20 protein-coding genes and 3 tRNA genes are annotated in these 26,574 nt (G+C 45.5%); 16 read left to right on the top strand and 7 right to left on the bottom strand.

Annotation, left to right across the window (positions count from 1 at the left end):
* The first annotated feature begins 35 nt into the window (after positions 1-35).
* From KIT90_RS23485 to nspC, 6 genes are all read left to right on the top strand, one after another.
* A tRNA-Gly gene (locus tag KIT90_RS23485) sits at positions 36-111 on the top strand.
* Between the two features lie 80 nt (positions 112-191).
* Positions 192-278: transfer RNA gene (locus KIT90_RS23480), tRNA-Leu, on the top strand.
* 10 nt (positions 279-288) lie between these two features.
* A tRNA-Gly gene (locus KIT90_RS23475) sits at positions 289-364 on the top strand.
* Positions 365-1,280: 916 nt separating this feature from the next.
* Entirely contained in the window at positions 1,281-4,172 is a 2,892-nt protein-coding gene (locus tag KIT90_RS23470) for a pyridoxal phosphate-dependent class III aminotransferase (protein ID WP_285379023.1), read from the top strand.
* A gap of 18 nt (positions 4,173-4,190) precedes the next feature.
* Positions 4,191-5,444, top strand: a complete 1,254-nt coding sequence (locus tag KIT90_RS23465) for a carboxynorspermidine synthase (RefSeq protein ID WP_005443318.1) — start codon at positions 4,191-4,193, stop codon at positions 5,442-5,444.
* A gap of 338 nt (positions 5,445-5,782) precedes the next feature.
* Complete coding sequence (gene nspC / locus KIT90_RS23460) at positions 5,783-6,916, top strand: carboxynorspermidine decarboxylase (protein WP_285379021.1); 1,134 nt, start codon at positions 5,783-5,785, stop codon at positions 6,914-6,916.
* Positions 6,917-6,997: 81 nt separating this feature from the next.
* Here the strand turns inward: nspC and KIT90_RS23455 are convergent, their stop codons facing one another.
* Both KIT90_RS23455 and KIT90_RS23450 read right to left on the bottom strand, forming a co-directional pair.
* The gene (locus KIT90_RS23455; RefSeq protein ID WP_285379019.1) at positions 6,998-7,510 is read right to left on the bottom strand and encodes a glycine cleavage system protein R; all 513 of its coding nucleotides are present in this window, start codon (positions 7,508-7,510) and stop codon (positions 6,998-7,000) included.
* Positions 7,511-7,751: 241 nt separating this feature from the next.
* On the bottom strand, positions 7,752-8,654 hold the full coding sequence (locus KIT90_RS23450; RefSeq protein WP_005444051.1) for a DUF3943 domain-containing protein: 903 nt from the start codon (positions 8,652-8,654) through the stop codon (positions 7,752-7,754).
* 199 nt (positions 8,655-8,853) lie between these two features.
* Here KIT90_RS23450 and KIT90_RS23445 point away from each other — a divergent pair, with 199 nt between their 5' ends.
* Positions 8,854-10,086, top strand: a complete 1,233-nt coding sequence (locus KIT90_RS23445; protein ID WP_285379017.1) for a CinA family nicotinamide mononucleotide deamidase-related protein — start codon at positions 8,854-8,856, stop codon at positions 10,084-10,086.
* A 77-nt stretch (positions 10,087-10,163) separates the two neighbouring features.
* Here the strand turns inward: KIT90_RS23445 and yfaE are convergent, their stop codons facing one another.
* From yfaE to ubiG, 4 genes are all read right to left on the bottom strand, one after another.
* Positions 10,164-10,442 carry a class I ribonucleotide reductase maintenance protein YfaE gene (yfaE, locus tag KIT90_RS23440; RefSeq protein ID WP_005443370.1) on the bottom strand — a complete coding sequence of 93 codons (279 nt, stop codon included), beginning with the start codon at positions 10,440-10,442 and terminating at the stop codon, positions 10,164-10,166.
* Positions 10,442-11,575, bottom strand: a complete 1,134-nt coding sequence (nrdB, locus tag KIT90_RS23435; RefSeq protein WP_005443372.1) for a class Ia ribonucleoside-diphosphate reductase subunit beta — start codon at positions 11,573-11,575, stop codon at positions 10,442-10,444. The genes yfaE and nrdB overlap by 1 nt, the downstream gene beginning before the upstream one ends.
* 81 nt (positions 11,576-11,656) lie before the next feature.
* Positions 11,657-13,939 (bottom strand): class 1a ribonucleoside-diphosphate reductase subunit alpha, encoded by a 2,283-nt coding sequence (gene nrdA, locus KIT90_RS23430; RefSeq protein WP_005443373.1) that lies wholly within the window; start codon positions 13,937-13,939, stop codon positions 11,657-11,659.
* A 500-nt stretch (positions 13,940-14,439) separates the two neighbouring features.
* On the bottom strand, positions 14,440-15,147 hold the full coding sequence (gene ubiG, locus KIT90_RS23425) for a bifunctional 2-polyprenyl-6-hydroxyphenol methylase/3-demethylubiquinol 3-O-methyltransferase UbiG (protein WP_285379015.1): 708 nt from the start codon (positions 15,145-15,147) through the stop codon (positions 14,440-14,442).
* Between the two features lie 309 nt (positions 15,148-15,456).
* Here ubiG and gyrA point away from each other — a divergent pair, with 309 nt between their 5' ends.
* From gyrA to KIT90_RS23410, 3 genes are all read left to right on the top strand, one after another.
* Positions 15,457-18,096: a DNA gyrase subunit A gene (gene gyrA / locus KIT90_RS23420; protein ID WP_045480900.1), complete on the top strand. Its 2,640-nt coding sequence runs from the start codon at positions 15,457-15,459 to the stop codon at positions 18,094-18,096.
* Between the two features lie 121 nt (positions 18,097-18,217).
* A complete protein-coding gene (locus KIT90_RS23415) occupies positions 18,218-18,841 on the top strand; it encodes a tetratricopeptide repeat protein (protein ID WP_020196493.1) in 624 nt (207 codons plus the stop codon).
* 42 nt (positions 18,842-18,883) lie between these two features.
* Entirely contained in the window at positions 18,884-19,438 is a 555-nt protein-coding gene (locus KIT90_RS23410) for a hypothetical protein (protein WP_285379012.1), read from the top strand.
* Positions 19,439-19,567: 129 nt separating this feature from the next.
* Here KIT90_RS23410 and nrfA read toward each other — a convergent pair whose 3' ends face one another.
* A complete protein-coding gene (gene nrfA / locus KIT90_RS23405) occupies positions 19,568-20,995 on the bottom strand; it encodes an ammonia-forming nitrite reductase cytochrome c552 subunit (protein WP_285379010.1) in 1,428 nt (475 codons plus the stop codon).
* Between the two features lie 450 nt (positions 20,996-21,445).
* Between nrfA and nrfB the strand changes: the two genes are divergently transcribed.
* Genes nrfB through KIT90_RS23375 form a run of 6 tightly spaced genes read left to right on the top strand, consistent with a single transcriptional unit; the run spans position 21,446 to position 26,529 of the window.
* On the top strand, positions 21,446-22,048 hold the full coding sequence (gene nrfB / locus KIT90_RS23400) for a cytochrome c nitrite reductase pentaheme subunit (protein ID WP_045480906.1): 603 nt from the start codon (positions 21,446-21,448) through the stop codon (positions 22,046-22,048).
* Position 22,049: 1 nt separating this feature from the next.
* Positions 22,050-22,736, top strand: a complete 687-nt coding sequence (gene nrfC / locus KIT90_RS23395) for a cytochrome c nitrite reductase Fe-S protein (protein ID WP_017636123.1) — start codon at positions 22,050-22,052, stop codon at positions 22,734-22,736.
* Positions 22,733-23,704 carry a cytochrome c nitrite reductase subunit NrfD gene (gene nrfD, locus KIT90_RS23390; RefSeq protein ID WP_285379007.1) on the top strand — a complete coding sequence of 324 codons (972 nt, stop codon included), beginning with the start codon at positions 22,733-22,735 and terminating at the stop codon, positions 23,702-23,704. Before nrfC ends, nrfD begins: the two co-directional genes overlap by 4 nt.
* A 9-nt stretch (positions 23,705-23,713) precedes the next feature.
* Positions 23,714-25,621, top strand: a complete 1,908-nt coding sequence (locus KIT90_RS23385; RefSeq protein ID WP_285379005.1) for a heme lyase CcmF/NrfE family subunit — start codon at positions 23,714-23,716, stop codon at positions 25,619-25,621.
* Entirely contained in the window at positions 25,599-26,132 is a 534-nt protein-coding gene (locus tag KIT90_RS23380; protein WP_009706895.1) for a DsbE family thiol:disulfide interchange protein, read from the top strand. Before KIT90_RS23385 ends, KIT90_RS23380 begins: the two co-directional genes overlap by 23 nt.
* Positions 26,119-26,529 (top strand): cytochrome c-type biogenesis protein CcmH, encoded by a 411-nt coding sequence (locus KIT90_RS23375; RefSeq protein WP_285379003.1) that lies wholly within the window; start codon positions 26,119-26,121, stop codon positions 26,527-26,529. Before KIT90_RS23380 ends, KIT90_RS23375 begins: the two co-directional genes overlap by 14 nt.
* Positions 26,530-26,574 lie beyond the last annotated feature (45 nt).

The following is a 26,574-nucleotide window of genomic DNA, read 5'->3' as shown; positions in this document are numbered from 1 at the left end:
GGGAGGCGCCTCCATTATTCTCTTGTAGAATGAATGCGACACTAGCTCAGTTGGTAGAGCGCAACCTTGCCAAGGTTGAGGTCACGAGTTCGAACCTCGTGTGTCGCTCCAAATAAAAATGATATGGCGTTAAGCGGTATCAGATGATGGTGTTTTACTTTTCTGTAAAGGCATCACAAAGAAATTTGTGTGCCCTGGTGGTGGAATTGGTAGACACAAGGGATTTAAAATCCCTCGACGTTCGCGTTGTGCCGGTTCAAGTCCGGCCCGGGGCACCATCTCAAATCTGCGACACTAGCTCAGTTGGTAGAGCGCAACCTTGCCAAGGTTGAGGTCACGAGTTCGAACCTCGTGTGTCGCTCCAGATTCGGAAAGCCCAGCATAAATGCTGGGCTTTTTCGTTTCTATCGATTCAACTTCAATGAGCTCACTTTTCTCATCCCCTGAGCTTCACACCGCTGATCAGAATCGGTTTCTCACATCTTCAATATTATACCAATCGTAGTAAATAACTGGTCATTCTAGCTTGTTAAAATACTCGATAACTGCGTTGCAATTTTTGATTGTAGAATAACTACTTATCGAAAAATTGCGCCTTGTTCTCAAGCATTTTCCCTACGCTATTTCTGATCACTTATTTACTGTGATTGGTATTAGCTTTAGGGCTTCCTAAGTTTACTGAGTTGCTTCCTGACTCTTCCTTTGAGCATTTCAGATGATCCACTTCTGACGCTAATTTCTGCGATAGATATCAATATTACGGAAAATGAACTGAGTAAACGTTTGCTGTGATTGTGATCTCAATCAATATGCAACCTGTGAAAACATATTGCCAGAAGATTTTAGTTTGTGATAAATTCGCGCGCAATCTCGGAGCGTATTATTACGACTTTGATTCTCTGGGGGATACGCGTAGTGAACATTCAAGCTGATTGTGACACTACGTAGGGTAGGTATCGGCAAAGCCATTTGTCGATAGACGGGATACTAGTGCTGTAAGAAACAGCATGTTAATGGGAAACCCAACATTGAAACCTTTAAACAAACACACACTAATCAGCTTCATACTGCCGAAATGTCCTGTTTTACAAAACGGGTGCATTACGGAACCTTGATTACTCCCCAATCAAAATAAAAAGTCGCGTTCGTCGTGACGGGTTATCTGTATTTGTCATTTAATCGATGACGAATGCGGAGGTGTATCTATATCTCCTGTTATTTAATACTAACGAGAATAAATACAGGAAAGAGAATCATTATAATTCAAGGGATTATGTAGTATGAGCACTGCCTTTGAAGTCGATAACACTATCGCAAATTACTTTTCCTCCCAGGTTCCTGTTGTTGAAGGAATCTACGATTTAACGCCTGATCAAGTTCTTATCGAACAAGCAGAGCATGAATCTGAGGTTCGTTCTTACCCACGTCGTCTACCAATCGCGATTAAGCAAGCTTATGGCTGTTTGGTTGAAGACACGCGTGGTCAAATCTTCCTAGATTGTCTTGCTGGTGCGGGTACATTGGCTTTGGGTTATAACCACCCAGAGATTAACCAAGCGCTAAAAGAACAATTGGATTCTGGTTTGCCGTACCAGACTCTGGATATCGCAACGTCTGCGAAAACGCACTTCATCAAGTCTGTTAAAGGCTTTTTACCGCAAGAGCTGAGCGACAACTGTGTGATTCAGTTCTGTGGCCCTTCAGGTGCAGACGCGGTTGAGGCAGCAATCAAACTTGCCAAACAAACCACGGGTCGTAACACTATGTTCGCTTTCCGCGGTGCCTACCACGGTATGACGAACGGCACCATGGGTATGATGGGGAACTTGGGCACCAAAGCTCGTCGTACAGGCTTGATGTCAGACGTGCACTTTATGCCATTTCCTTACAGCTTGCGTTGTCCGTTTGGTCTAGGTGGAGATGAAGGTGCGAAAGCAAGCATCCGCTACATCGAGCGTCTACTGAACGACGACGAAGCAGGCATCATGAAACCGGCTGCAATCATTGTAGAGCCAGTACAAGGTGAGGGTGGTGTGATCCCTGCGCCTGCATTCTGGCTACGTGAGCTGCGCCGCATCTGTGACGATCACGGTATCCTACTGATTTTTGATGAAATTCAATGTGGTGTTGGTAAGTCGGGCTACAACTTCGCATTCGAAGAAGCGGGCATTGTTCCTGATATTTTGTGTTTGTCTAAAGCGATCGGTGGTGGCTTGCCAATGTCACTATTGGTGATCAACAAGCAACACGACACATGGAAGCCAGGTGAACACACTGGTACTTTCCGTGGTAACCAGCTTGCAATGGTATCAGGTGCGAAAGCATTAGAAATCATTCAACGTGACAACCTTGTTGAGCACGCCAATGTTGCAGGTCAATACCTTCGTTTTGGTCTTGAGAGCATTCAAAAACGCGTAAACTGTATTGCAGACGTACGCGGCAAAGGTTTGATGCTTGGCGTTGAGATTAAACATCCAAGTGGCGAGCTAAACAAGTTTGGTGAGCCGTTGTCAGATAGCCAGCTTACTCTTGCTATCCAACGTGCGGCGCTTGAGCGTGGATTGATGGTAGAAAAGGGCGGCCGTGACGGTTCAGTCATTCGTTTCCTTCCTCCGCTTATCATTTCTTTCGAGCAAATTGACTTTGCACTTCGTGTTCTGGAAGACGCAATTATCGCTGCAGGCGGTAGCCACGTTGAAGCAGACCCACAAGACGAGTGGAAAAAGCACTTCATTCAAACCGGTGAACTTGGTGGTACTGAGTTTGCGTCCGTGATGAATCACATGACTGCAGCAATGAAGTCGGTGTTTGAGCAGGTGAATGCACCATACTCGGGAATGGAGCCTAAACTGCTGGAAGCGGCGATTAACGCGGTCGATCTGGACAACAAAAACGCTTCGCTAAAGTCAGTGATTGATGAAGCAGCAGAGCTTGTTGCGAAGAATGCGATTTTCACTCAGCACCCAGATTGCATTGCTCACCTACATACGCCTCCTCTCATGCCTGCGGTAGCGGCAGAAGCCATGATTGCAGCATTGAACCAATCAATGGATTCATGGGATCAAGCATCGTCTGCGACTTACGTTGAGCAGAAGGTAATCAACTGGCTTTGTGACAAGTACGAGCTTGGTGATAAGGCAGATGGCATCTTCACTAGCGGCGGCACACAAAGCAACCAGATGGGCCTAATGCTGGCGCGTGACTGGATTGCTGACAAGCTAAGTAATCACTCAATTCAGAAGCTGGGTCTTCCAGAATACGCGGACAAACTTCGTATCGTATGTTCGAAGAAATCGCACTTCACGGTTCAAAAGTCAGCATCTTGGATGGGACTGGGTGAGAAAGCCGTGATGACCGTCGATGCGAACGCTGACGGCACAATGGACATTACTCAGTTAGATCAAGTTCTAAAACAGGCAAAAGCAGAAGGTTTGATTCCATTCGCTATTGTTGGCACCGCGGGTACGACCGATCACGGCGCAATTGACGATCTAGATTTCATTGCTGATATGGCAGCGAAACACGAAATGTGGATGCACGTGGATGGTGCTTACGGTGGCGCATTGATTCTTAGCGGCCACAAATCACGCCTGAAAGGTGTAGAGCGTGCCCACTCGATCAGTGTCGACTTCCACAAACTGTTCTACCAAACAATCAGCTGCGGTGCGTTGCTGGTGAACGACAAGTCTAACTTTAAGTTCCTGCTTCATCATGCTGACTACCTAAACCGTGAACACGATGAGCTACCAAACTTGGTCGACAAATCTATCGCAACGACGAAGCGTTTTGACGCATTGAAAGTCTTTATGACGATGCAAAACGTTGGTCCTAAAGCGCTTGGCGATATGTACGATCACTTATTGGTACAAACGCAGCAGGTTGCCGACATGGTTCGCAACCACGAGCAGTTTGAACTTCTTGCTGAACCTGCACTTTCAACGGTTCTATTCCGCGCAACTAATGTACGCACAAACAACGCATCTGCAGATTTAGATGAACTGAACAAAGCATTGCGTCTTGAAGCGTTAACTCGTGGTATCGCGGTACTTGGTGAAACCATCGTTGATGGTAAAACCGCTCTTAAATTTACGATTTTGAATCCTTGTCTAACGACAGCGGACTTTGAATCTTTGCTCTTGAAAATCAACACGCTAGCAGTTGAGCTAGTTTAATAAAGGTAACGGAAAACTATGGCAGTTCTACAGATTGGTGCAGGCGGCGTTGGCTGGGTTGTTGCACATAAAGCAGCACAAAACAACGACGTTCTGGGTGATATCACAATCGCATCACGTACTATCGGTAAGTGTGAGAAGATCATCGAATCGATTCAGAAGAAAAACAACCTGAAAGATTCAGCTAAGAAACTAGACGCGCGTGCAGTGAATGCTGACGACGTAGATTCTCTGGTTGCTCTTATTGAAGAAGTAAAACCGGATCTAGTGATCAACGCGGGTCCTCCGTGGGTTAACATGCCAATCATGGAAGCGTGTTACCGAGCAAAAGTTTCATACTTAGATACATCAGTAGCGGTTGACCTATGTTCTGAAGGTCAGCAGGTTCCCGAAGCTTACGATTGGCAGTGGGGCTACCGTGAGAAGTTTGAAGAAGCGGGCATCACGGGTATCCTAGGCGCGGGTTTCGATCCAGGCGTAGTATCAGTATTCGCGGCGTATGCAGTGAAGCATCTGTTTGATGAAATCGACACGATTGACGTAATGGACGTGAACGCAGGCGATCACGGTAAGAAGTTTGCGACGAACTTTGACCCAGAAACGAACATGCTTGAGATCCAAGGCGATTCATTCTACTGGGAAAACGGCGAGTGGAAACAGGTACCTTGTCACTCTCGTATGCTAGAGTTCGATTTCCCGAACTGTGGTTCACACAAAGTGTACTCAATGGCACACGATGAAGTTCGCTCAATGAAAGAGTTCATCCCTGCGAAACGCATTGAATTCTGGATGGGTTTCGGTGACCGTTACCTAAACTACTTCAATGTAATGCGTGATATCGGCCTATTGAGCCCAGAACCATTAACGCTGCACGATGGTACAGTCGTACAACCTTTGCACGTATTAAAAGCGATGTTGCCAGATCCAACGTCTCTAGCACCGGGCTACACTGGCCTAACGTGTATCGGTACTTGGGTTCAAGGTAAGAAAGACGGCAAAGAGCGCAGCGTGTTTATCTACAACAACGCAGACCACGAAGTGGCTTACGAAGATGTAGAACACCAAGCGATCTCTTACACTACGGGTGTTCCTGCTATTACTGCAGCGCTGCAATTCTTCCGTGGCGAATGGGCAGATAAAGGTGTGTTCAACATGGAACAGCTAAACCCAGACCCGTTCCTAGAAACGATGCCAACCATCGGTCTTGATTGGCATGTTCAGGAATTAGAAGCAGGTCAAGGTTTGCCGCTGATTCACGAACTGAACAAATAAGTTTAACGTCAAACTTATTTAGATTACTCGAGCAGTCATGGCGTGAAGCCGTGGCTGCTTTTGTTGTATTTAAGGTTAACCCCTTCCAGCCTCCCCTTGAAAAGGGGAGGAGCAAAGAAAGGCCGAGCTTAGTTTCAAATCTTCCACTTTTAAAAGGGGGGAAGTTGAGGCAAACCGAGTACAGTTTCCACTTTCCTTTTTAAGGGGAGTAGCAGAAACAGACTGATCGTGGCTTCAATCTCTCTACTTTTTTGGCAAGAGTAGAGGTGGCTTGGTTTAATCCTCCCCCTTTCTAAGGGGGGAGTTAGAGGGGGTTAATCGTTGATAAATGGTTAGTTATGAGCAAAGAACAACTGAAAACCCCGTACTTCATGATCAATGAAGACAAGTTGGTTGAGAACTTAGAGAAAGCAAAACAGCTGAAAGATATCTCTGGAGTGAAGCTGGTGTTGGCACTGAAGTGCTTCTCAACATGGGGTGTGTTCGACATCATCAAACCTTACCTAGACGGGACAACCAGCTCTGGCCCGTTTGAAGTAAAGCTTGGCTACGAAACTTTCGGCGGTGAGACGCATGCATACAGCGTGGGCTACAGCGAAAATGATGTCCGTGAAGTAGCAGATATCTGCGACAAGATGATCTTCAACTCTCAATCACAGCTGGCGGCATACCGTCATATTGTTGAAGGTAAAGCATCGATTGGTTTGCGCTTAAACCCGGGTGTAAGCTACGCGGGTCAAGATTTGGCGAACCCAGCACGCCAATACTCTCGTTTGGGCGTACAAGCTGACCACATCAAGCCAGAAATTTTCGATGGTATTGATGGCGTGATGTTCCACATGAACTGTGAGAACAAAGACGTGGACGCATTTATCGGCTTGCTTGATTCGATTTCAGAACAGTTTGGCGAGTACCTAAACAAGCTAGACTGGGTAAGCATGGGCGGTGGTGTATTCTTCACATGGCCGGGCTACGACATCGAGAAGCTAGGTCTTGCGCTAAAAGCTTTCTCTGAAAAACATGGCGTGCAAATGTACCTAGAGCCGGGCGAAGCCATTATTACCAAGACCACGGATCTTGTCGTGACTGTGGTAGATATCGTTGAGAACGTGAAGAAGACAGCGATTGTGGATTCGGCAACGGAAGCGCACAGACTAGATACCTTGATTTACAACGAGCCAGCGTCAATTCTGGAAGCGTCTGAAAGCGGCGAGCATGAATACGTCATTGGTTCATGTTCTTGTCTGGCTGGTGACCAGTTCTGTGTGGCGAACTTTGAGCAACCACTAGAGATTGGTCAGCGTCTGCATATTCTGGATAGCGCGGGTTACACCATGGTGAAGTTGAACTGGTTTAACGGTCTACGTATGCCATCTGTGTACTGCGAGCGTTCAAGCGGCGAGATTCAAAAACTGAACGAGTTTGATTATTCAGATTTCAAACGTTCGTTGTCTCAATGGACAGTGAAGTAACCACCAAATTGTCCAAGACAAAACGAAAAAGAGCAGCATAACGCTGCTCTTTTTATTGGATGAAAGAATAGGAACAGTGCGTTAACCTTCCACAATAACACGCGTATCTTCACTTAATGCTTCTAGCTCATTCGCTACGTCATCAATGCCTAACTCACTTGGCAACTTAATCGCCATTTTTGCACTGAATAGACTTGAGCTAACACCGCCGCCGCCAGCAATAAACACACGTTGGCAGTCCATATCAAGAATAGAGATACCTTGGCCGTCCAAGACATGAGTGATTTCATTGACGATACCAGCTCGGTCGTTGGCATCCAGACGCAGTTGAAAAACCGTCTCTTGAGCGTGAGCATTCGGTTCTGAATCAACAAATCTTACCACCAACGTTTGGCAAGCAGAGAACGCCTCTTTAACGATATCTACGTTCTTTTCAGGAAGTTCAACCTTGATAACACCGGCGACCTGATCCTCAATAAAGTTCACTTTACTGATTAACCATTTGCCGTCGTTTTCATGTGTAACCGCTGCTAGCTGTTTAATGGTTGCGGGTGATGCCTGACCAACAAAATTAACGATAAACACTGTGTTCATAATGTCCCCTCCCGGAATAAGGTTTGGGTGCGGCACGGTTAGACGTATCGCTGTAGTGATTTGAGCTTAAGGTTCAAGAACTTAAGTTATTGGAATTTTTCCTTAATTTCAGTGTAGGTGCTGGGGGAGGGTTATGTTTGACGAAGGTCAATTTTTGACGCTAATTCGTGATGCAAATAATGAAAACTATGCTTGGGGCACAAAAAAAGCAGCCCGTGAGCTGCTTCTTAAATGTTTGGTTTTAGAAGGTTACCTTCATTTCGAAACCGTAGAAGACGTTATCGTAGCTTGCGCCAGCGTCCATCGCGAATTTCGCTGCGTCTTGGTTGCCGAACCAAGGAGATGAGCTGAACTGGAATTCTGCGCTACCACCCCAAGCATCGGATACCCAGTAGTGGATATGACCTACAGGGTTTAGGAAGAACAGAGATACATCACCCATTGTCTCTGAACCCATCACTTCACCGCCGCCGGCAATAATGTCCTGTTCGGCTGTTAGCATCATTTCACCTACCACGGCACCAAAAAATGGAGTAATAAACAAGTCTTGCCATGATGGGACTTCAGCAAACGCTTCGACACCGTACTCCCAGAAGAAAGTCGACATGGTCGCTGAGTATAGGAACGATTCAAACTCGTTGTAACCCGCGTGACGCGCTGCCGTGTAGTAAACACCACCAAAGTAAGGGTGCATGATGTAGTTTAGGAAGTGTTCATCACGATCCCAAACTGGACCGTCTGAAACGTTATCTTTCCACTTACTACCAAGCTTACTCATGTCACGGTCTTCTTCGTCCCATTTGGTAATGCTTTCTGGTAGCAATGTCATCAAACCAACAGTCGCCACACTCAAACCGAGAATGGTATAAGTTTGACCCATTAGGTAATCCCAATCTTTGTCTTTTGGCACGATCATGTGCTTTGGTTGAAGACCTGCGTCGAGATTTAAGGAATCATCGCTATCCAACCCCATAGCAAAGCTACGATTTTGTGGTTCGAAGCTATACAGAGTAGTCGTTTCGCAGTAACCTGACAGGCAATCAGGCGTGTAAGAGAACTCGATATGGTTACTCATATCGTACTGGCTCGCGTTCGCCGCAGCTGACGCAGTCAGAACAAGACCACTTAGAGTTTTCTTGAACATGGATGATTTTGACACAGAGGTCTCCGAGTTGTTGGTTTGATGATCGGGCTCACAATTATCCCCTAAAAGAACAGCCATTTAAATACTTGACCTACATTTAATCTCAACAAATTAACTAAGAGATTAGTCTAATAAAATGAAAACGATATAGGCACAATGTCGAAAAAATGTGGATTTTGCCTATTTTCAGGAGTCAGTTGTGAAAATTGCTATGCTTAGTACCGGTGAAGAAGTCCTTCACGGTGATATTGTTGATACAAATGCTGCTTGGCTGTCGAGCTTGTTTTATCAGCATGGATTTGGCTTAACGAAACGCTCAACCGTTGGTGACAAGCAGTCGAGCCTAATTGAAGAATTCCTAATGCTCAGCTTCAATAACGATGTGGTCATCGTTAATGGTGGCTTAGGACCAACCACCGATGACATGAGTGCGGCGGCGGCAGCAAAAGCCGCTGAGTGTAAGCTTGTGTTGTTCAAAGATTGGTTAGAGCATCTAGAGGCAATGTATGCGCGTCGTGGTATTCCAATGCCAGACAGCAACCTAAAACAAGCGATGTTGCCAGAGACGGCAGAAATCGTAGATAACCCAATTGGTACCGCTTGCGGTTTTAAGATGCTGATCAATGATGCCGTCTTTTATTTTACCCCTGGCGTACCAAGCGAATTTAAGCTGATGGCAGAAATGCAAATTTTGCCAGATTTGAAAAAACTGTTCCCTGAAGTCGAAAGTTCGTCTTGCAGTCGAATTTATACCTTTGGTCTGTCAGAGTCTGGTATTTCAGATAAGCTTGACCAAATGAAACTGCCACAAGGTTATGAGCTTGGCTATCGCTCGTATTTACCTTTTATTGAAGTGAAGCTGTTTGGTCCATCCAATCAAGTAGAGCAGCGCATGAAGCTCATGCAGATCATCCACAAGCACCTTGAAAGCAATACGGTGAGTGTTGATATGCCAATGGTCGACCATGTAGGTCAACTGCTGGTGGATAAAGGATTAACCTTGTCCGTTTCAGAGAAGAGCAGTGCAGGGCACTTAACTTATTGGCTTAACGGTGATGAGAACGTTGAAAAGCAATTTGGTCATGGCTGGGTATTAGCCGGTCAGAGCCAAACCATTACTGACGAAGGTGATCCGTTGGCGGCGGCTTTTGCGCTGGCGGGTGCGACGCGTGAGAAGTGTGGTACTGATTTAGCGTTAGCCACAGGTAAGCTTGATGAGGGTGTTTTCTCTGTCGCACTTTCCACTTCTACGGGTGAGTGGGGGGCGTTGTACAAGCTATCGAGAAAATATCAACGCGATGATCAAGTCAAAGTCATCAGTGCGGCAGCGCTAGATATGTTGCGCCGTTATTTGGAGCGAAAGCCAATGTCGGCTCAATACGCTTTCTTAGAGAAAGTGAAAGAGATGCACATTCCGAGCAGTGCACTTTAATTCTGTCGCTTGAAAATGGCAGATAACAAAAAGCCAAGGCAAATGCCTTGGCTTTTTAGTATTCACTGGTGCTAAATCTATGCGCGTTTTTCTTTCATCGCGTAGTTCACACCACTGAGCGAAACACTGGATTTCGCTTTGCAAATACATGGCAGAATCTCATCTGGCTGAGTATAGGCCATAGCAAAACCAACATACTCCACTTCACCTGACTCTAACTTACAGCGGCAAGCACCACAGTGTCCGTCACGGCAGTTGTATTCAGGGAGTAAACCAGCTTGTTCCATCGTCTCCAAAATTGTATTGGATGGGTTGGACTCAATGCTGACGAGTTTGTTGATTTTGATGCTTGGCATTACAGCTCAAATCCTTCGAAGTCGTCTGCGCTTACTTCATTGTCAATCTGACCAACAAGGTAAGATGAAATTTCTGCTTCTTGTGGCGCAACCTGAACGTTATCCGATGACAACCAAGCGTTGATCCATGGGATAGGGTTTGAAGTTGCTTCAGGGTATGCCATTGGTAGACCTACCGCTTGCATACGGATGTTGGTGATGTACTCAACGTATTGGCTCAGGATATCTTTGTTCAAGCCGATCATTGAACCGTCTTTGAATAGGTATTCTGCCCATTCTTTTTCTTGCTCAGCCGCTTCTTTGAAAAGATCAAAACAGTCTTGTTTTGCTTCTTCAGCGATTTGCATGAATGTGAAGTCATCTTGGCCGTTGCGTAGCAAGTTGATCATGTGTTGTGTGCCGTTCAGGTGAAGGGCTTCATCACGGGCGATCAGCTTGATGATTTTCGCGTTACCTTCCATTAGCTCACGCTCTGCGAAAGCGAATGAACAAGCAAAACTTACGTAGAAGCGGATTGCTTCTAGTGCGTTTACTGACATTAGACATACGTACAGTTTCTTCTTCAGATCGTACAGGCTAACTTTAACCGTTTCGCCGTTCAGAACGTGCTCACCTTCACCGTAACGGTGGTAGTCATTTGTCGCTTGGATTAGGTCATCGTAGTAGTGTGCGATGTCTTTTGCACGCTTAAGGATGTGCTCGTTTTCAACGATGTCATCAAATACCACACTTGGATCATTCACGATGTTACGGATGATGTGTGTGTATGAACGAGAGTGAATCGTTTCAGAGAAAGACCAAGTCTCGATCCAAGTTTCTAGCTCAGGCAGAGAAACAAGCGGTAGCAGCGCTACGTTTGGGCTACGACCTTGAATTGAGTCAAGCAGCGTTTGGTACTTCAAGTTTGAGATGAAGATGTGCTTTTCGTGGTCTGGTAGCTTGTTGTAATCGATGCGATCGCTTGATACGTCCACTTCTTCCGGACGCCAGAAGAAAGACAATTGCTTTTCGATTAGCTTTTCGAAGATCTCGAATTTCTGTTGGTCGTAACGAGCAACGTTCACTGATTGACCTAGGAACATTGGTTCCTTTAGTTGGTCGTTTTTGTTCTGGTTAAAAGTACTGTAAGCCATAATGCCTCAATTCCTTTTAGACCTCCCCAAGCGGGGAGGTGTTCGATTGTTTGTTTCTACGGATTGTTAGGGTGGGTAAGATTAAATCTTACAACCGCCGCCTGCACAATCATCATCTTGTGGTTGAACTGCGTCTTTCTGGTCGTCTTTCGCGCCGTCACGAGTGTTGTGGTAGTAAAGTGTCTTCACACCAAACTTGTACGCAGTTAGAAGGTCTTGAAGAAGCTTCTTCATAGGAACCTTACCGCTCTCGTAACCAGAAGGGTCGTAGTTTGTGTTTGCAGAGATCGCTTGGTCAACGAATTTCTGCATGATGCCAACAAGGTGTAGGTAACCGTCGTTAGAACCGATGTTCCAAAGCAGTTCGTAGTTGTCTTTCAGTTCAGTGAAATCTGGCACAACTTGCTTCAAGATACCGTCTTTCGACGCTTTAACAGATACGAAACCACGTGGTGGCTCAATACCGTTTGTCGCGTTAGAGATCTGAGAAGAGGTCTCAGATGGCATTAGCGCAGTCAGTGTTGAGTTACGTAGACCGTGTTCCATGATCTCTTGACGTAGGCTATCCCAATCGTAATGCAGTTCTTCTTCACAGATTAGGTCAACGTCTTTCTTGTAAGTGTCGATTGGCAATAGGCCTTTCGCGTAGTTCGTTTCGTGGAACGAAGGACACTTACCTTGTTCTTTTGCTAGCGCTACAGACGCTTTCAATAGGTAGTATTGAATCGCTTCAAACGTGCGGTGAGTTAGACCGTTTGCGCTACCGTCAGAGTACTTAACGCCGTTCTTCGCTAGGTAGTATGCGAAGTTGATAACACCAACACCTAGCGTACGACGGTTCATTGTCGACTTGTATGCCGCTGGTAGTGGGTAATCTTGGTAATCAAGCAGTGCATCTAGTGCACGTACTACAAGCTCAGATAGCTCTTCGAAGTCATCTAGAGATTTGATAGCACCAAGGTTGAACGCAGATAGCGTACACAGAGCGATCTCACCTGAGTCATCTTCAACGTTCTTCAAAGGCTTAGTTGGCAGTGCGATTTCCAAACATAGGTTTGATTGACGAACTGGCGCTACTTCTGAATCGAATGGGCTGTGAGTGTTACAGTGGTCCACGTTCTGAATGTAGATACGGCCTGTTGATGCGCGCTCTTGCATTAGCAGAGTGAACATTTCGATCGCTTTAACCGTTTCTTTCTTGATTGAAGGATCGTTTTCGTATTTCACGTATAGACGTTCGAATTCTTCTTGGTTTTCGAAGAACGCGTCGTATAGGCCCGGAACGTCTGATGGTGAGAACAACGTGATGTTGCCACCTTCTACTAGGCGTTGGTACATCAGTTTGTTCAACTGAACACCGTAGTCCATGTGACGAACACGGTTCTCTTCAACACCACGGTTGTTCTTAAGAACCATTAGCGAACGAGCTTCACCGTGCCATAGTGGGTAGAACACAGTCGCTGCACCGCCACGAACACCACCTTGAGAACAACACTTAACGGCTGTTTGGAAGTATTTGTAGAACGGGATACAACCTGTGTGGAATGCTTCACCACCACGGATTTCAGAACCTAGCGCACGGATACGACCTGCGTTGATACCAATACCAGCACGTTGAGAAACGTAACGCACGATTGAGCTTGCTGTTGCGTTGATAGAATCAAGGCTATCACCACACTCGATAAGTACACATGAGCTGAACTGACGAGTAGGGGTACGTACACCAGACATGATTGGTGTAGGTAGAGAAATCTTAAATGTTGACGTCGCATCGTAGAAACGCTTGATGTAGTCAAGACGCGTTTCCTTCGGGTAGTTAGCGAATAGGCAAGCAGACACTAGGATGTATAGGAACTGCGCACTTTCGTAGATCTCACCAGATACACGGTTTTGTACGAAGTATTTGCCTTCTAGCTGTTTTACTGCTGCGTAAGAGAAATCTAGATCGCGCTTGTGGTCAAGGTACGCATCAAGTTCGTCCAGTTCAGCTTTCGTGTAGTCTTCTAGAATGTGTTGATCGTACTTACCCATATCAACAAGACGAGCTACGTGGTTGTAAAGCGTTGGCGGCTCGTATTGGCCGTATGCTTTTTTACGTAGGTGGAATACCGCTAGGCGAGCAGCTAGGTATTGGTAATCCGGTGTCTCTTCAGAGATCAGGTCTGCTGCAGACTTGATAATAGTCTCGTGGATATCTGTCGTCGTAATGCCGTCGTAAAACTGGATGTGAGCGCGTAGTTCTACTTGTGATACCGAAACGTTATTCAGGCCTTCTGCAGCCCACGTAATAACGCGATGGATTTTTTCCAGATCGATAGTTTCTTTGCGGCCATCACGCTTAGTGACGGTAAGTTGTTGGTTCATTCTGCTTTATTTCCCTAAGAAAACTGATAAAAGCCGTGTTTTTGTTTGTTTATGTGCAAAACTTGTAAAATTTGCGGCGGCTTTGTGATCAAAGTCTATCTATATATTGTAGTCGAAACACAACATATAGGGGTTCATTTGTTTGCGAGTTACAAGATAGTGCTATTACCCTGAGTTTTCAAGGTACAGGTTTGGGATGACTTGTGGATAACTAACAAAATAAAAAAAATCAGTAAGTGAACACTAACCGATGAGAAAAGGGCTGACTTGAATGGGGAAAATTACGTTTTTCAGATCGGTTCATAAATAACCGCATGTAAAAATATTTTCCTTGATCTTTGACAGTTTTTGTTTGTTAAAAACAGATTGGTCAAAATGGAATCTAGAGCACTTTTTTTCTACAGAAATTGACAAAAAAAGCGGCGCTTCTGTGCTACCGCTTTTCAATAAATTTCATATTACTGTTCGTCAAACTGGCTAGGCAATAATGATTCTATTAATCAGTATTTAGCAGTGTGAACGATGTAGTTTACATCCACATTACGACCGAGTTTGTAGCTGTCGTTAAGAGGGTTGTAGTGCAAACCCGTAATACCCATTTCAGTTAGGTCGGTTTGGTCAATCATCTTCATCATTTCTGCCGGTTTGATGAACTTCTCATGGTCATGAGTGCCTTCAGGAACAATCTTGAGTAGCTTTTCAGCACCGACAATCGCAAACAAGTAAGATTTGATATTGCGGTTTAAGGTAGAGAAGAATACGTGGCCACCAGGTTTCACCAATGCGGCGCAAGAGCGAATCACAGACAGTGGGTCAGGAACGTGCTCAAGCATCTCCATACAAGTCACTACATCATAAGTACCTGCGTTTTCGGCAGCGTGGTCTTCGATAGTGCTTTGGATATAAGTCAACTTAGTGCCTGTCTCAAGAGCATGAAGACGTGCCACTTCTAATGGCTCTTTGCCCATATCAAGACCGGTAACGACAGCGCCTTCTTTTGCCATGCTTTCCGCAAGGATGCCACCGCCACAGCCAACATCGAGCACTTTTTTGCCAAATAGGCCGTTAGCTTTCTCTAGGACATAGTTCAAGCGAAGCGGGTTAATTTGATGAAGTGGTTTGAACTCGCCTTCTAAATCCCACCAACGAGAAGCCATCTCTTCGAATTTCTTAATTTCACTTGGGTCGACGTTTTGTGCTTTTGTCATGATAGTTATATCGCTTCGCTAATAGTCCTTTGGAAGGCGTGATTATACTCCAATGGTACGATACGTTAAAACTGCTTCTTTTCTCACAATCGCTACAGGAGAGATTTTTGAGCGGTGTTGGTGGAAATATAGTCAGTTTTCATAAAGATATGGGATGAATGTGCAAATTCTCTTCATTTAACTCATAACGAAGCTCACAACCTGATAAAACGAGTGGGAAAGTGATGCCCCGTTGATGAATTGTGTGTTATATTTTTGCACCTTACACGTATCGTAATTACGATCAGATAATAGAGGGATAATGGCTCTATGAGCGATTTAGCTAAAGAGATCACGCCCGTAAACATTGAAGATGAGCTTAGAGGTTCATACCTAGACTACGCGATGTCAGTAATCGTGGGTCGTGCTCTTCCAGATGTGCGTGATGGCCTAAAACCAGTACACCGCCGCGTTTTATTCGCGATGAACGTACTAGGCAACGATTGGAACAAACCATATAAAAAATCAGCCCGTGTTGTTGGCGACGTAATCGGTAAATATCACCCACACGGTGATAGCGCTGTGTACGACACAATCGTACGTATGGCTCAGCCGTTCTCACTTCGTTACATGCTGGTCGATGGTCAAGGTAACTTTGGCTCGATCGATGGCGACTCTGCTGCGGCAATGCGTTATACCGAAGTACGTATGGCAAAAATTGCCCACGAACTTCTGGCTGACCTAGATAAAGAAACCGTGGACTACGTACCTAACTACGATGGTACGGAGCAAATCCCAGCGGTTCTTCCAACTAAAATTCCTAACCTATTGGTAAACGGTGCTTCTGGTATCGCGGTAGGTATGGCAACCAACATCCCACCGCACAACCTTGGCGAAGTGATCGATGGCTGTCTTGCGTTCATCAATAATGAAGAAATCACTATTGATGAGCTAATGGATTACATCCCTGGTCCTGATTTCCCAACGGCAGCGCTAATCAGCGGTCGTAAAGGCATCGTAGACGCGTACAAAACTGGTCGCGGCAAGATCTACATGCGTTCAAAAGCGGAAATCGAAGTGGAGAAGAATGGTAAAGAAACCATCATCGTCACTGAAATCCCTTACCAGGTAAACAAAGCTCGTTTGATCGAAAAGATCGCTGAGCTAGTTAAAGATAAGAAAGTAGAAGGCATCAGTGCACTACGTGACGAGTCTGATAAAGACGGTATGCGTATTGTTATTGAATGTAAGCGCGACGCTGTGGGTGAAGTTGTTCTGAACAACCTTTACGCACAAACTCAGCTTCAAACGACTTTCGGTATCAACATGGTTGCGCTAAACAACGGCCAGCCACAGCTATTCAACCTAAAAGACATGTTGAAGTGCTTCGTTGACCACCGTCGTGAAGTTGTAACTCGTCGTACTATCTTCGAACTACGCAAAGCGCGTGAACGTGCTCATATCCTTGAAGCACTGTCTCTTGCTCTTGCAAACATCGATGAAGTTATCGAGCTAATCAAAAACGCACCAACACCAGCAGAAGCAAAAGTTGGCTTGGTATCGCGTGGTTGGGATCTTGGTAACGTAGCATCAATGCTTGAGCGTGCTGGTACTGATGCAGCACGTCCAGAATGGCTAGAAGATCAATACGGTATCCGTGATGGTCTGTACTACCTAACAGAGACTCAAGCTCAAGCAATTCTAGAACTTCGTCTACACCGCTTAACTGGTCTAGAGCATGAGAAGATTCTTGATGAATACAAAGCACTTCTAGATGAAATCGCAGAGCTAATGCACATCCTTGCAAGCACTGAGCGTCTAATGGAAGTGATCCGCGAAGAACTTGAAGCGGTTCGTGATGGTTACGGTGATGTTCGTCGTACAGAAATCACAGCAGCAACCCATGACATCGACATGGAAGAGCTGATTGCTCGTGAAGACGTAGTAGTAACTCTGTCTCACGAAGGTTACGTTAAGTACCAAATTCTAAGCGACTACGAAGCTCAGCGTCGTGGTGGTAAAGGTAAGAGTGCAACGAAGATGAAAGATGAAGACTTCATCGAACGTCTACTTGTTGCAAATACTCACGATAACATTCTGTGTTTCTCAACTCGTGGTAAGACTTACCGTCTGAAAGTTTACCAATTGCCTCATGCAACTCGTACTGCACGTGGTAAGCCAATCGTAAACATTCTTCCTCTAGAGGAAGGTGAACGTATCACTGCTATTCTTCCTGTTGATGAGTTCTCACCAGAGAAATTTATCTTCATGGCGACAGGCGATGGTACGGTTAAGAAGACCCCACTGAACCAGTTTGCAAACGTACGTTCAAACGGCCTAATCGCTGTGAACCTACGTGATGATGACTCACTAATTGGTGTTGATATCACAAACGGCGATAGCGACATCATGCTGTTCTCTAAAGCAGGTAAAGTGGTTCGCTTCAGCGAAGACAAAGTACGTGCAATGGGTCGTACAGCGGCAGGTGTTCGCGGTATGAAACTAGCAGACGAAGACCAAGTTGTTTCTCTAATCGTTCCGTCTAACGAAGGCGATATCCTAACGGTTACACAAAACGGCTACGGTAAGCGTACTGAACTAGCGGAATACCCAACGAAAGGCCGTGCAACTCAGGGCGTTGTGTCTATCAAGGTTTCTGAGCGTAACGGTCCAGTTGTTGGCGCGGTACAAGTAGAAGAAGGCGACGAGATGATGATGATCACCGACGCTGGTACTCTAGTTCGTACACGTGTTGCGGAAGTGAGCCAAGTTGGCCGTAACACCCAAGGTGTGACACTTATCCGTACAGCTGAAGACGAATCAGTCGTTGGTCTACAACGCATCGACGAAGTTGAAGAAGTTGAATTGCCAGAAGGCGAAGAAGCAGAAGCAACAGAGGCGAACGCAGAAGGTCAAGCTCCTGAAGCGCCAGCAGCAGACGATGCAGCTGAAGGTTCAGAAGAAGAGTAAGCTTCTTCTAAATCGCTAAATTTGAAAGCCGAGCATAACGCTCGGCTTTTTTGTATCTGTATCAACGCAATGAAAATCAGAAACCAGTACACTGGCGTTATATTTATTCATAGGTTGCTTTATGTCTGTTTGGTTTTTCGTTGCCATCACCTTGATGGGCTTGTTCATCGTCCTCTTATCACTGAGTGCATTAAAAGTGAAACCTGCCCAATGGTTCGGCTTTTGTCTGTTAGTGCTTGTCATAACCAGTGCAAGCTTCTTACTGCTGCGTCAAACTCCGCCTCAACCGATGCAAGCAGAAATGTCACGTATGATGACTGCTCGTGACATCATGCAAGAGATTCAAGACCAGTTGCGAGAGGACCCAAACAACGCTGAATTGTGGTTCCAACTCGGGCAGGGCTACCTACTAGAGGGTGAATTTGACGGAGCGTTGATTTGCTTTGATTACGCGATCCAACTGACTGAACCTGTCAGTGCCACGCAACTTGCCGCAAAGGCGACCACTTTATACTACATCCACCAACAATCTATGACGCAAGAAGTCAGCCTGCTTCTGGAACAAGCTCTACAGATAGAACCGCACAATGAAGCAGCTTTGTCTTTGATCGCAAATGACCATTTTCTGTCATTCCGCTTTCAGGAAGCCATTGATACTTGGGTACTATTATTAGATTCTAATGATCCAAACTTAGATAGAGTGCAAATCATTAACTCTATCAACAAAGCAAAAGAGCTGTTGTAAGCGTACAATTTATTAAGCAGTAGAGGGAAAGGTGGGCAACGAATGAAAAATAAGGCACTGAGCATATTGGTTTTTCTGTGCGGCTCTGTATTAGCGGGTTGTAGCTCTTCCGATCATTCTGGTTCTTCCTCTTCGGTTTATTATTCTTCAGGTTATTACGATCCGTGGTGGTACGATCATGACGACTACTGGATTTATTACTATCCGGGTTGTTGCGACAACGACGACGAATACAAAGAGAAACTGGAAGAGTGGTGGAATGGTTTAGATGAAGACCAACAGCAATCCATCAAAGACAAAGTCGAGGATTGGAAGGACGATGATATGTCCGCCAATATCGATAACATGAAACGCCAACTCGACGATCATTGGCAATCACTGCCAAACGAGCAAAAGCAAGAGATTCAAACCAAATGGGAGAATCGTCCGGAGCGTATTGAGCCAGCGGCTTTACAAGACAAAGCGGTAAAAGAAAAGGTTCAACAAAGAAAAGCATTACCGGAAACGAAGATCCAGCGCCCAGTTGCTCGCCCAAATGTGCAGATGCCTAAAGCACGTCCAAATATTCAACCGAGACCGAGGCTTCCTCGTCGTTAGTACATTCGATTTTTACTCTCGATAAAATCGAGGATGAAGAAATAAAGATAACAAAGAAACAAATAAACAAAAAAAGGGGCGTTAAGTACGCCCCTTGTTGTATCTATAAATTAACCTCTGCCAGTGAGACTAATACGTGGCTTCGCGTTCAGCTGCTGCTTTATCCCATTCTGGTGCCACCGTTTCTAGGAAGTGTTTCTTGTCTGCGTTCATCTTATCCATATCCATGCCCAGTGCTTGTTGTGCTTTCGCTTTGGTCGAGATATCTGGAATTTGAACAGGGTCAGTAATGCCTTTGGTTGCTAGTAAACGAATCAACTTGGTACGAGCGTCAGCGGCGCGGTCAACTGCAGTACCTAGTACTTCAAGTGCTACCTCAGGAGCATGCATGTGAACACCGTGAGAAGCAATTGCGTAGTCCCAACGCCATTGTGCATGGCGAATATCTTGTAGGATAGGTTCCATCTCTGCTTCTGTTGCGCCTGCTTTCCACGCTGCGCCTGCTTCAAAGTGTGCCGCTACGATTTGCTTCTCGGCGGTTAGCTTCATGTTCAATACTTGCGCTTTGCGAGTCGAAACGATGCCTTGTAGCTGCTCTTTAGTTTGGGTATGACATTGTGCACAGGTGTCTTCGAAGCGATCAAACGGGTTACCCACTTTGTGGTCTGTGTACACCGTGCCATCTTCTTTGGTTACTTTAGGCATGTGACAGTCCACACACACCACTTTGTTTTTGCCATGGATGCCATCGCGCCATGTTTCGTAACCTGGGTGTTGTGCTTTTAGCATCGGAGCTTTAGATACTGCATGCGTCCAATCTTTGAAATTCAATGCGTCGTAGTATTTCTCCATGTCATTAACGGTGGTGCCCATATCCCATGGGAACTTAACCGCTTTAGTCGGACCGGTGAAGTAGTATTCAACGTGACATTGAGCGCAGACCGATGCTTGCTTATCTAGGCGAGATTGTTCATCAAAGTTTTTACCAATAGTATCAAAAGCACGCTCGACATAAGGGCGAGTTATCGCCAGTGCTGGTTCGCCTTTCTTAAATTCTTCAGAGCGAGTGTCGTGACAGTCAGAACAACCAATAGGGTTGACGATTTCTGAGCCCAATCGTGCCCATTTACCTTCGAAATAACCGTCTTCACCACGTTCATCAATCACGCGAGCAACGTCAGGGCTTTTACAGCTCCAACAGGCCATCGGCATAGGGCCGGATTTTTCATCAGTCGGTGCGCCAGTACGTAAGGTTTGGCGAACATCATCAAGTGCGTAAAAGTGACCGCGCGCTTTGTTGTAGTCTTTCGCAAAGCCGTAGCCAGCCCATAAGATCACCATGTTTGGGTCTTCACTTAGGGCATCCTCAATGTGTTCGCTTTCGGATGTTGCTTTCCAAGAGTGGTATTGGTCGGGGTGGTTCTGTTCAAAGGCGTCATTACGAGGATCGATGAGGCCTTTTTCTTCTGCCGCCAACGGAGCGCCGACCAAAAATAATTGGCTGGCGAATAAGGTCGCAACCGCGATAGGTGCGCTCATCCAGTGTTTTATGCTCACGGTGTTATCTCCATATTCGTTTTTATTAGCAGCGTTGTGAGAAGCTATTCCAAATAAGAACTGGAGATCTACGATTAATAATATTGCTTAATTGGATAGATGAAATAGTGAGCGAATCTTGTCTTGTTTTAGATCAATTTACACCAGTGATCTCAGTCATGTTTGAATTTATATACCCCTAAAGTGGTAGTGGTTAAGTCCTTATTCGTCAATGTTTTGGGCTTTTAACCTTTTTAAAAATAGGGTGATTTAGTTCGCTTTTTGAGCAGGTGTTTCTACCCCTTATGAATAATAGAGGTATTATAAATATAGGTTTAGCGTTGTGGCTTTCCGAAATAAGAATTGATGTCATTTGAAGATTTGAAAAATATCTTCAGAGGAAATTAATTGTCGCTCAAATAAATAATTGAGAATAGTTATCAATTATTGTCGAGCTAAGGAAAGAACAATATGGGCAATATAAAATTGACCATAGAGACAATGCTGAAACTTCTCTTCGTCTTTGCCATCTATGGTTTCTCCATCGCCGCCCATGCGACTTCTTCAGAGCCGATTGAAGGTGCTCAAGCTGAGCGTCATCAAGTCGAGTTGATCCGTGACCGAGACTACAAGTGTCTGCAATGTCATAAGGATGCCAAAGAGACTCTGAACCTTTCGCATGACCCGCAAGCTCTACTCAGCCAAGGGAAGCAACTTAATTGCACCAATTGCCATAGCAACATTGGTCCCGACCATCGTGAAGGCGCGCCTGATGTGATTAAGTTTTCTGCCGCGCAATCGAAAGAGGTACACGACAAAGTGTTCCTTGATCCAAGCATGATTCTTAAAGCTAACAGCCAATGTGTGGATTGCCACGCACCGGCACAGCTGAGAGAAAGCCACTGGACACACGATGTGCACGCCAAAAACCTCACTTGTTCAAATTGCCACGATGTACACGCAGCGAAAACCAAAGCGTTGTCATACGACAGAAAACAACTGATCAAGCAGTGTGTGGATTGTCACTCTGAATTTGCCGTCGAACCTGAACTTGCCAAAGAAGAGGAGAGATAGCATGAAATGTTCGAGAAGAAACTTTTTAGCCGGCAGCGGCGCGTTGATTTTAACTACAGGCGTTGCAGGCACTTCCGTTGTTAGCTCCTCTCTTTATGCCAGCAACAGTGAACAAGCGAAACGCATGGGTATGGTTCATGATGAAAATGCCTGTATTGGCTGTACCGCCTGTACTGATGCTTGTCGCGAAGTAAATAAAGTCCCTGAAGGCGTGACCCGACTTAAAATTCATCGCAGTGAACCGATTGGCGAGTTCCCAGATGTGGAATACCAGTTTACTCGTGAATCCTGTCAGCACTGTGATAACCCACCATGTGTATACGTTTGTCCAACAGGCGCTGCATACAAAGATGAAGCGACCGGCATCGTGGATGTACATAAAGAGAAATGTGTCGGATGTGGCTATTGCCTTGCTGCTTGCCCTTACCAAGTGCGCTTTTTTAATCCAGTCGATCACTCTGCGGATAAATGTAACTTCTGCCGTGATACCAACCTAGCGCAAGGTAAGCAGCCAGCTTGCGTGGAATCTTGCCCAACAAAAGCACTCATCTTTGGTGATTTAAATGACCCAACTAGCGAGGTGAGCAAAGCTATCGAAAGCCATGTTGTCTATCGCGATAAATCGCATTTAGGTACGCAACCTAAACTGTACAAAATTCCGCATAGCAAAGGGGAGGTGTCATCATGAACGGCTTCGAAAGTGCATTCCACTTTGACTCGTTAGTCTGGGATTGGATCATCGCGATTTACTTATTCCTTGCTGGGATGTCAGCAGGTGCGGTGATGATTTCTATCTATTTAAAACGCAAAGTGATTGAAGGTGATCCCGCAAACAACGGCATCATGAAAGCGATGGCTTGGCTTGCGCCATTTGGCATCATTGCTGGGTTAGTAATTTTGATTTTCCATTTAACCAAGCCTTTAGAGTTTTGGAAGATCATGATCTACTACAACCCAACGTCGGTGATGTCGATGGGCGTGATCTTGTTCCAAGTGTACATGCTAGTGCTGTTTGTTTGGATTGGCGTTATCTTCCGCCATCAAATCATCAGCTTCTGTGAAGGGAAGTTACCAAGCAAGCTGCTGGATTTTGCCGATGGTATTTTGATTAAGGCGGGGAAAGCCAACAACGCAATTGAATTGTTTTTGGGATTCTTAGCCATCGTGCTTGCGGCATACACTGGCTTTCTATTGTCTGCGTTGAAGAGTTACCCAATGCTAAACAATCCAGTACTGCCAATCTTGTTCCTGTTCTCTAGTTTGTCCTCGGGTGCAGCAGCATGTTTGATGTTCGGAATCTTGGTGTTTAAAGAGTCGACCAGCAGCCCAAGTGTGTCTTGGGTACACGGATTTGAACGCCCAGTAGTATTGTTTGAGCTGTTTGTCTTAGTGACTTTCTTTACTGGGCTGATCTTCAGCGGTGGTCAGAACGAAGTCGCGGCTTGGAATGCTATTTCGAGTGGGTTCTGGGCTCAATGGTTCTGGGTTGGAGTAGTGTTCATCGGCATGATTACGCCTTTGACTCTCAATTGGTTAACGCCTTCAGAAGTGCGCCACAAAGGCAGTTACGTTTTTGTCGTCACGACGTTGAGCTTGGTTGGCGTACTTATGCTGCGTACTTTCATTCTCTATGCCGGTCAAATGACCATAGTGTAAGGGGGAAAAATGGAGGCTGAGCTAGGGTTTTTCTTACTGATATTAGTGGCTGTAACATCGACTTGTGCATCGCTGCTGCATTGGATACGTCGTGCTATAGGTAAGAAGGCAACGTTGCCGCATCAAGTCGCGATGTCCCACATCATTAGCTTAGCTTCCATCATTTGCTTAGCTCTTCTGGTCGTCTGCTTCGTGCAAGACAACTTCACGTTGGAATATGTTGTTACGCATTCCAACAGTCAACTTCCCGTGGCGTTCAAAATTGCTGCCGCTTGGGGTGGGCACCAAGGCTCCATGTTGTTTTGGGTCGTCACCTTGAGTTTATGGGCGTCGTTTATTGCATTTAAGTCACCGCTCAATGCCCAATATACTTGTGACTGTCTAGGAATCATGAACGTTCTGATTGCGACGTTTGCATGGTTCACGTTAATGACCTCTAACCCGTTCGAATATGCTCAAGTATTGGCGTCGGAAGGACGAGATCTAAACCCAATGTTGCAAGATGTTGGGCTTATCATCCATCCACCATTGCTTTATCTCGGTTATGTCGGTTACGCAGCAATATTAGCTTTTGCATTAGCGGCGCTATTGGGTAAACAACCTATGAGCGATTGGTATGTGGTCGCTCGAAGCGCAGCGTTTTTTGCATGGGGAACGCTCACGTTGGGTATCTTGGTGGGATCATGGTGGGCGTACAATGAGTTAGGGTGGGGCGGATGGTGGTTTTGGGACCCTGTCGAGAACGCTTCTTTACTACCTTGGCTTACGGGTACTGCTTTGTTACACAGCGGTGTTGTCGCAACACGTAACAGAGGCGCAATTTGGAGCACTTATGCACTGGCGTTTGCTACGTTCAGCCTAAGCATTTTAGGGACATTCGTGGTGCGCTCTGGCGTGCTGACTTCAGTGCATGCTTTTGCGGTGGACCCAACTAAAGGTTTGGTGCTGCTTGGTGTATTGAGCTTGCTTGTCATCATCACTTTTGGCGTATTGATTTTGCGAGGAGAACAACTCCCTTGCTTCAAACTTCAATCTCTAACGAGCCGAGCTTACACTGTTTATATCGCCAAAGGGCTGCTGGTTATTGCGACTGCCATCGTTTTTCTTGGCACTTTTTATCCTATGGTTTATCAACTGCTCGGCTTAGGGAATATTTCAGTTGGCGCACCTTACTTTAATAGTCTGATCTTCCCATTAAGCATACTGGCTCTGATTGCCTTAGCTTTCATGCCGGTGCTGAAATGGACAAAAGGCACAGTTCCGAGTGCAAGCGGTGATATCGCGATCAGTATCGCGTTATCTCTAGTCTCTGGGATCGGGTTTATGTTCTCAGTGAATGCACTGCATTTCGAAGTATTGTTAACCATAACGTTGGCTACTTGGGTGATTGTGGCGCATCTCGTTATGCTGTTTCGCTGCTCCAATAAGCGTAAACTCATGCCAATCGTGATGGCACATATCGGTTTTGCAATGGCGGTGAGTGGGGCTGTTTTCAATAGTCACTACTCTTATGAATACAATTTACGTGTCTACCCCGGCGGTTCTCAACAAAGGGCGGGGATCACTATCGATTATCATGGTATCGAATGGCTGGTGGGGCCAAACTACACCGCGGAACAAGGACAGATCACCTTGCATTTGGAAGATGGCCGCATGCTCAATTTCAACCCGCAGAAGCGCCATTACCCTGTGCGAGTAATGAACATGACCGAGCCTGCGATTCGTTCACTATGGCATGGCGATTATTACGTGACACTGGGTGACAAAGTCGACACTCATGCTTATGCGATTAAAGTTCAGTATCGAGCAGGTATTTGGTGGATATGGTCTGGTGGGTTATTAGCTGTGTTTGGTGCGTTGTTAACCGGCCTAAAGAAAAGGAGAGAGGCTATCAATGCGATCGAGAAATACGCTTAAACTTGCAGGTCTCGTTGTGGCTGTTGCCGTGTTTGCAGTAGTAACTGCGGTGGCTTTGTCTGAGCGACCGCATGTTGAATTGTCCCCACAACGAAATTTAGAGACACCTAATTTTCGCTCAACTTCTCTGATCTCTGATGACATGGTTTCTGAGCAGTTGTTCAAAAGCGACGGATATAAATTATTGAATGTTTGGGCATCTTGGTGCGGGGTATGCAAACGAGAGCACGAAGAGTTATTGCAGTTAGCAGAACTTGGTGTGCCTATTATTGGGCTGAATTATAGAGATCAAAAACAAGCTGCTCGTGAATATTTGAGCTCTAAACGAAACCCATATATTGAAGTAATAAGTGACCCTAATGGAAAGCTCGCTGTGGAGCTAGGCGTTATAGGAACACCAGAAACTTACTTGATTGATCAAAATGGTCGTATATTGATCAAATATCGTGGGGAGTTAACGGCAGATAAATGGAACGATATATTTTCAGGGTATTTGAATGTTTCGATTTAATAGTCTTCTTCTCACAATAATCCTATTTACACTATTTTCTCCTTTCACGAGAAGTGCGGATTTAGAACAGAATGTTGATCTGTTTGAGTTTCATTCTGTTGAAGTGCAACAGCGCGCAACCTCATTAGCCAAGACATTACGCTGCCCGCAATGCCAAAACCAAAACCTTGTAGAGTCCAATGCACAAGCCGCCAAAGACCTTAGATTGAAGGTGTACACCATGGCTAATCAAGGCAGTTCAAATCAAGAAATAAAAGATTACCTAGTCGCTCGTTATGGGAATATTGTTCTGTATCAACCGCCATTTAATTATACCACCGCGTTACTTTGGATCTTTCCTGCTCTATTTTTGATCCTTTTTGTCTTATATTCGATCCAAATGGTAAAGCGCAATTAATGTGACCGTTATTCCACTATTAAAAATAAATTGTGCACATAACAA

Source organism: Vibrio sp. B172a (genome assembly GCF_030248355.1).
Lineage (GTDB): Bacteria > Pseudomonadota > Gammaproteobacteria > Enterobacterales > Vibrionaceae > Vibrio > Vibrio owensii.
The sequence above is the reverse complement of the archived record's forward strand: the minus strand, read 5'-3'. Positions and strand labels throughout refer to the sequence as shown.

Bases quoted from the DNA above. Each gene is read 5' to 3' on its own strand.
- KIT90_RS23470 (WP_285379023.1), top strand. From the start codon at position 1,281: ATGAGCACTGCCTTTGAAGTCGATAACACTATCGCAAATTACTTTTCC.
- KIT90_RS23465 (WP_005443318.1), top strand. From the start codon at position 4,191: ATGGCAGTTCTACAGATTGGTGCAGGCGGCGTTGGCTGGGTTGTTGCA.
- nspC (WP_285379021.1), top strand. From the start codon at position 5,783: ATGAGCAAAGAACAACTGAAAACCCCGTACTTCATGATCAATGAAGAC.
- KIT90_RS23455 (WP_285379019.1), bottom strand. From the start codon at position 7,510: ATGAACACAGTGTTTATCGTTAATTTTGTTGGTCAGGCATCACCCGCA.
- KIT90_RS23450 (WP_005444051.1), bottom strand. From the start codon at position 8,654: ATGTTCAAGAAAACTCTAAGTGGTCTTGTTCTGACTGCGTCAGCTGCG.
- yfaE (WP_005443370.1), bottom strand. From the start codon at position 10,442: ATGCCAAGCATCAAAATCAACAAACTCGTCAGCATTGAGTCCAACCCA.
- nrdB (WP_005443372.1), bottom strand. From the start codon at position 11,575: ATGGCTTACAGTACTTTTAACCAGAACAAAAACGACCAACTAAAGGAA.
- nrdA (WP_005443373.1), bottom strand. From the start codon at position 13,939: ATGAACCAACAACTTACCGTCACTAAGCGTGATGGCCGCAAAGAAACT.
- ubiG (WP_285379015.1), bottom strand. From the start codon at position 15,147: ATGACAAAAGCACAAAACGTCGACCCAAGTGAAATTAAGAAATTCGAA.
- gyrA (WP_045480900.1), top strand. From the start codon at position 15,457: ATGAGCGATTTAGCTAAAGAGATCACGCCCGTAAACATTGAAGATGAG.
- KIT90_RS23415 (WP_020196493.1), top strand. From the start codon at position 18,218: ATGTCTGTTTGGTTTTTCGTTGCCATCACCTTGATGGGCTTGTTCATC.
- KIT90_RS23410 (WP_285379012.1), top strand. From the start codon at position 18,884: ATGAAAAATAAGGCACTGAGCATATTGGTTTTTCTGTGCGGCTCTGTA.
- nrfB (WP_045480906.1), top strand. From the start codon at position 21,446: ATGGGCAATATAAAATTGACCATAGAGACAATGCTGAAACTTCTCTTC.
- nrfC (WP_017636123.1), top strand. From the start codon at position 22,050: ATGAAATGTTCGAGAAGAAACTTTTTAGCCGGCAGCGGCGCGTTGATT.
- nrfD (WP_285379007.1), top strand. From the start codon at position 22,733: ATGAACGGCTTCGAAAGTGCATTCCACTTTGACTCGTTAGTCTGGGAT.
- KIT90_RS23385 (WP_285379005.1), top strand. From the start codon at position 23,714: ATGGAGGCTGAGCTAGGGTTTTTCTTACTGATATTAGTGGCTGTAACA.
- KIT90_RS23380 (WP_009706895.1), top strand. From the start codon at position 25,599: ATGCGATCGAGAAATACGCTTAAACTTGCAGGTCTCGTTGTGGCTGTT.
- KIT90_RS23375 (WP_285379003.1), top strand. From the start codon at position 26,119: ATGTTTCGATTTAATAGTCTTCTTCTCACAATAATCCTATTTACACTA.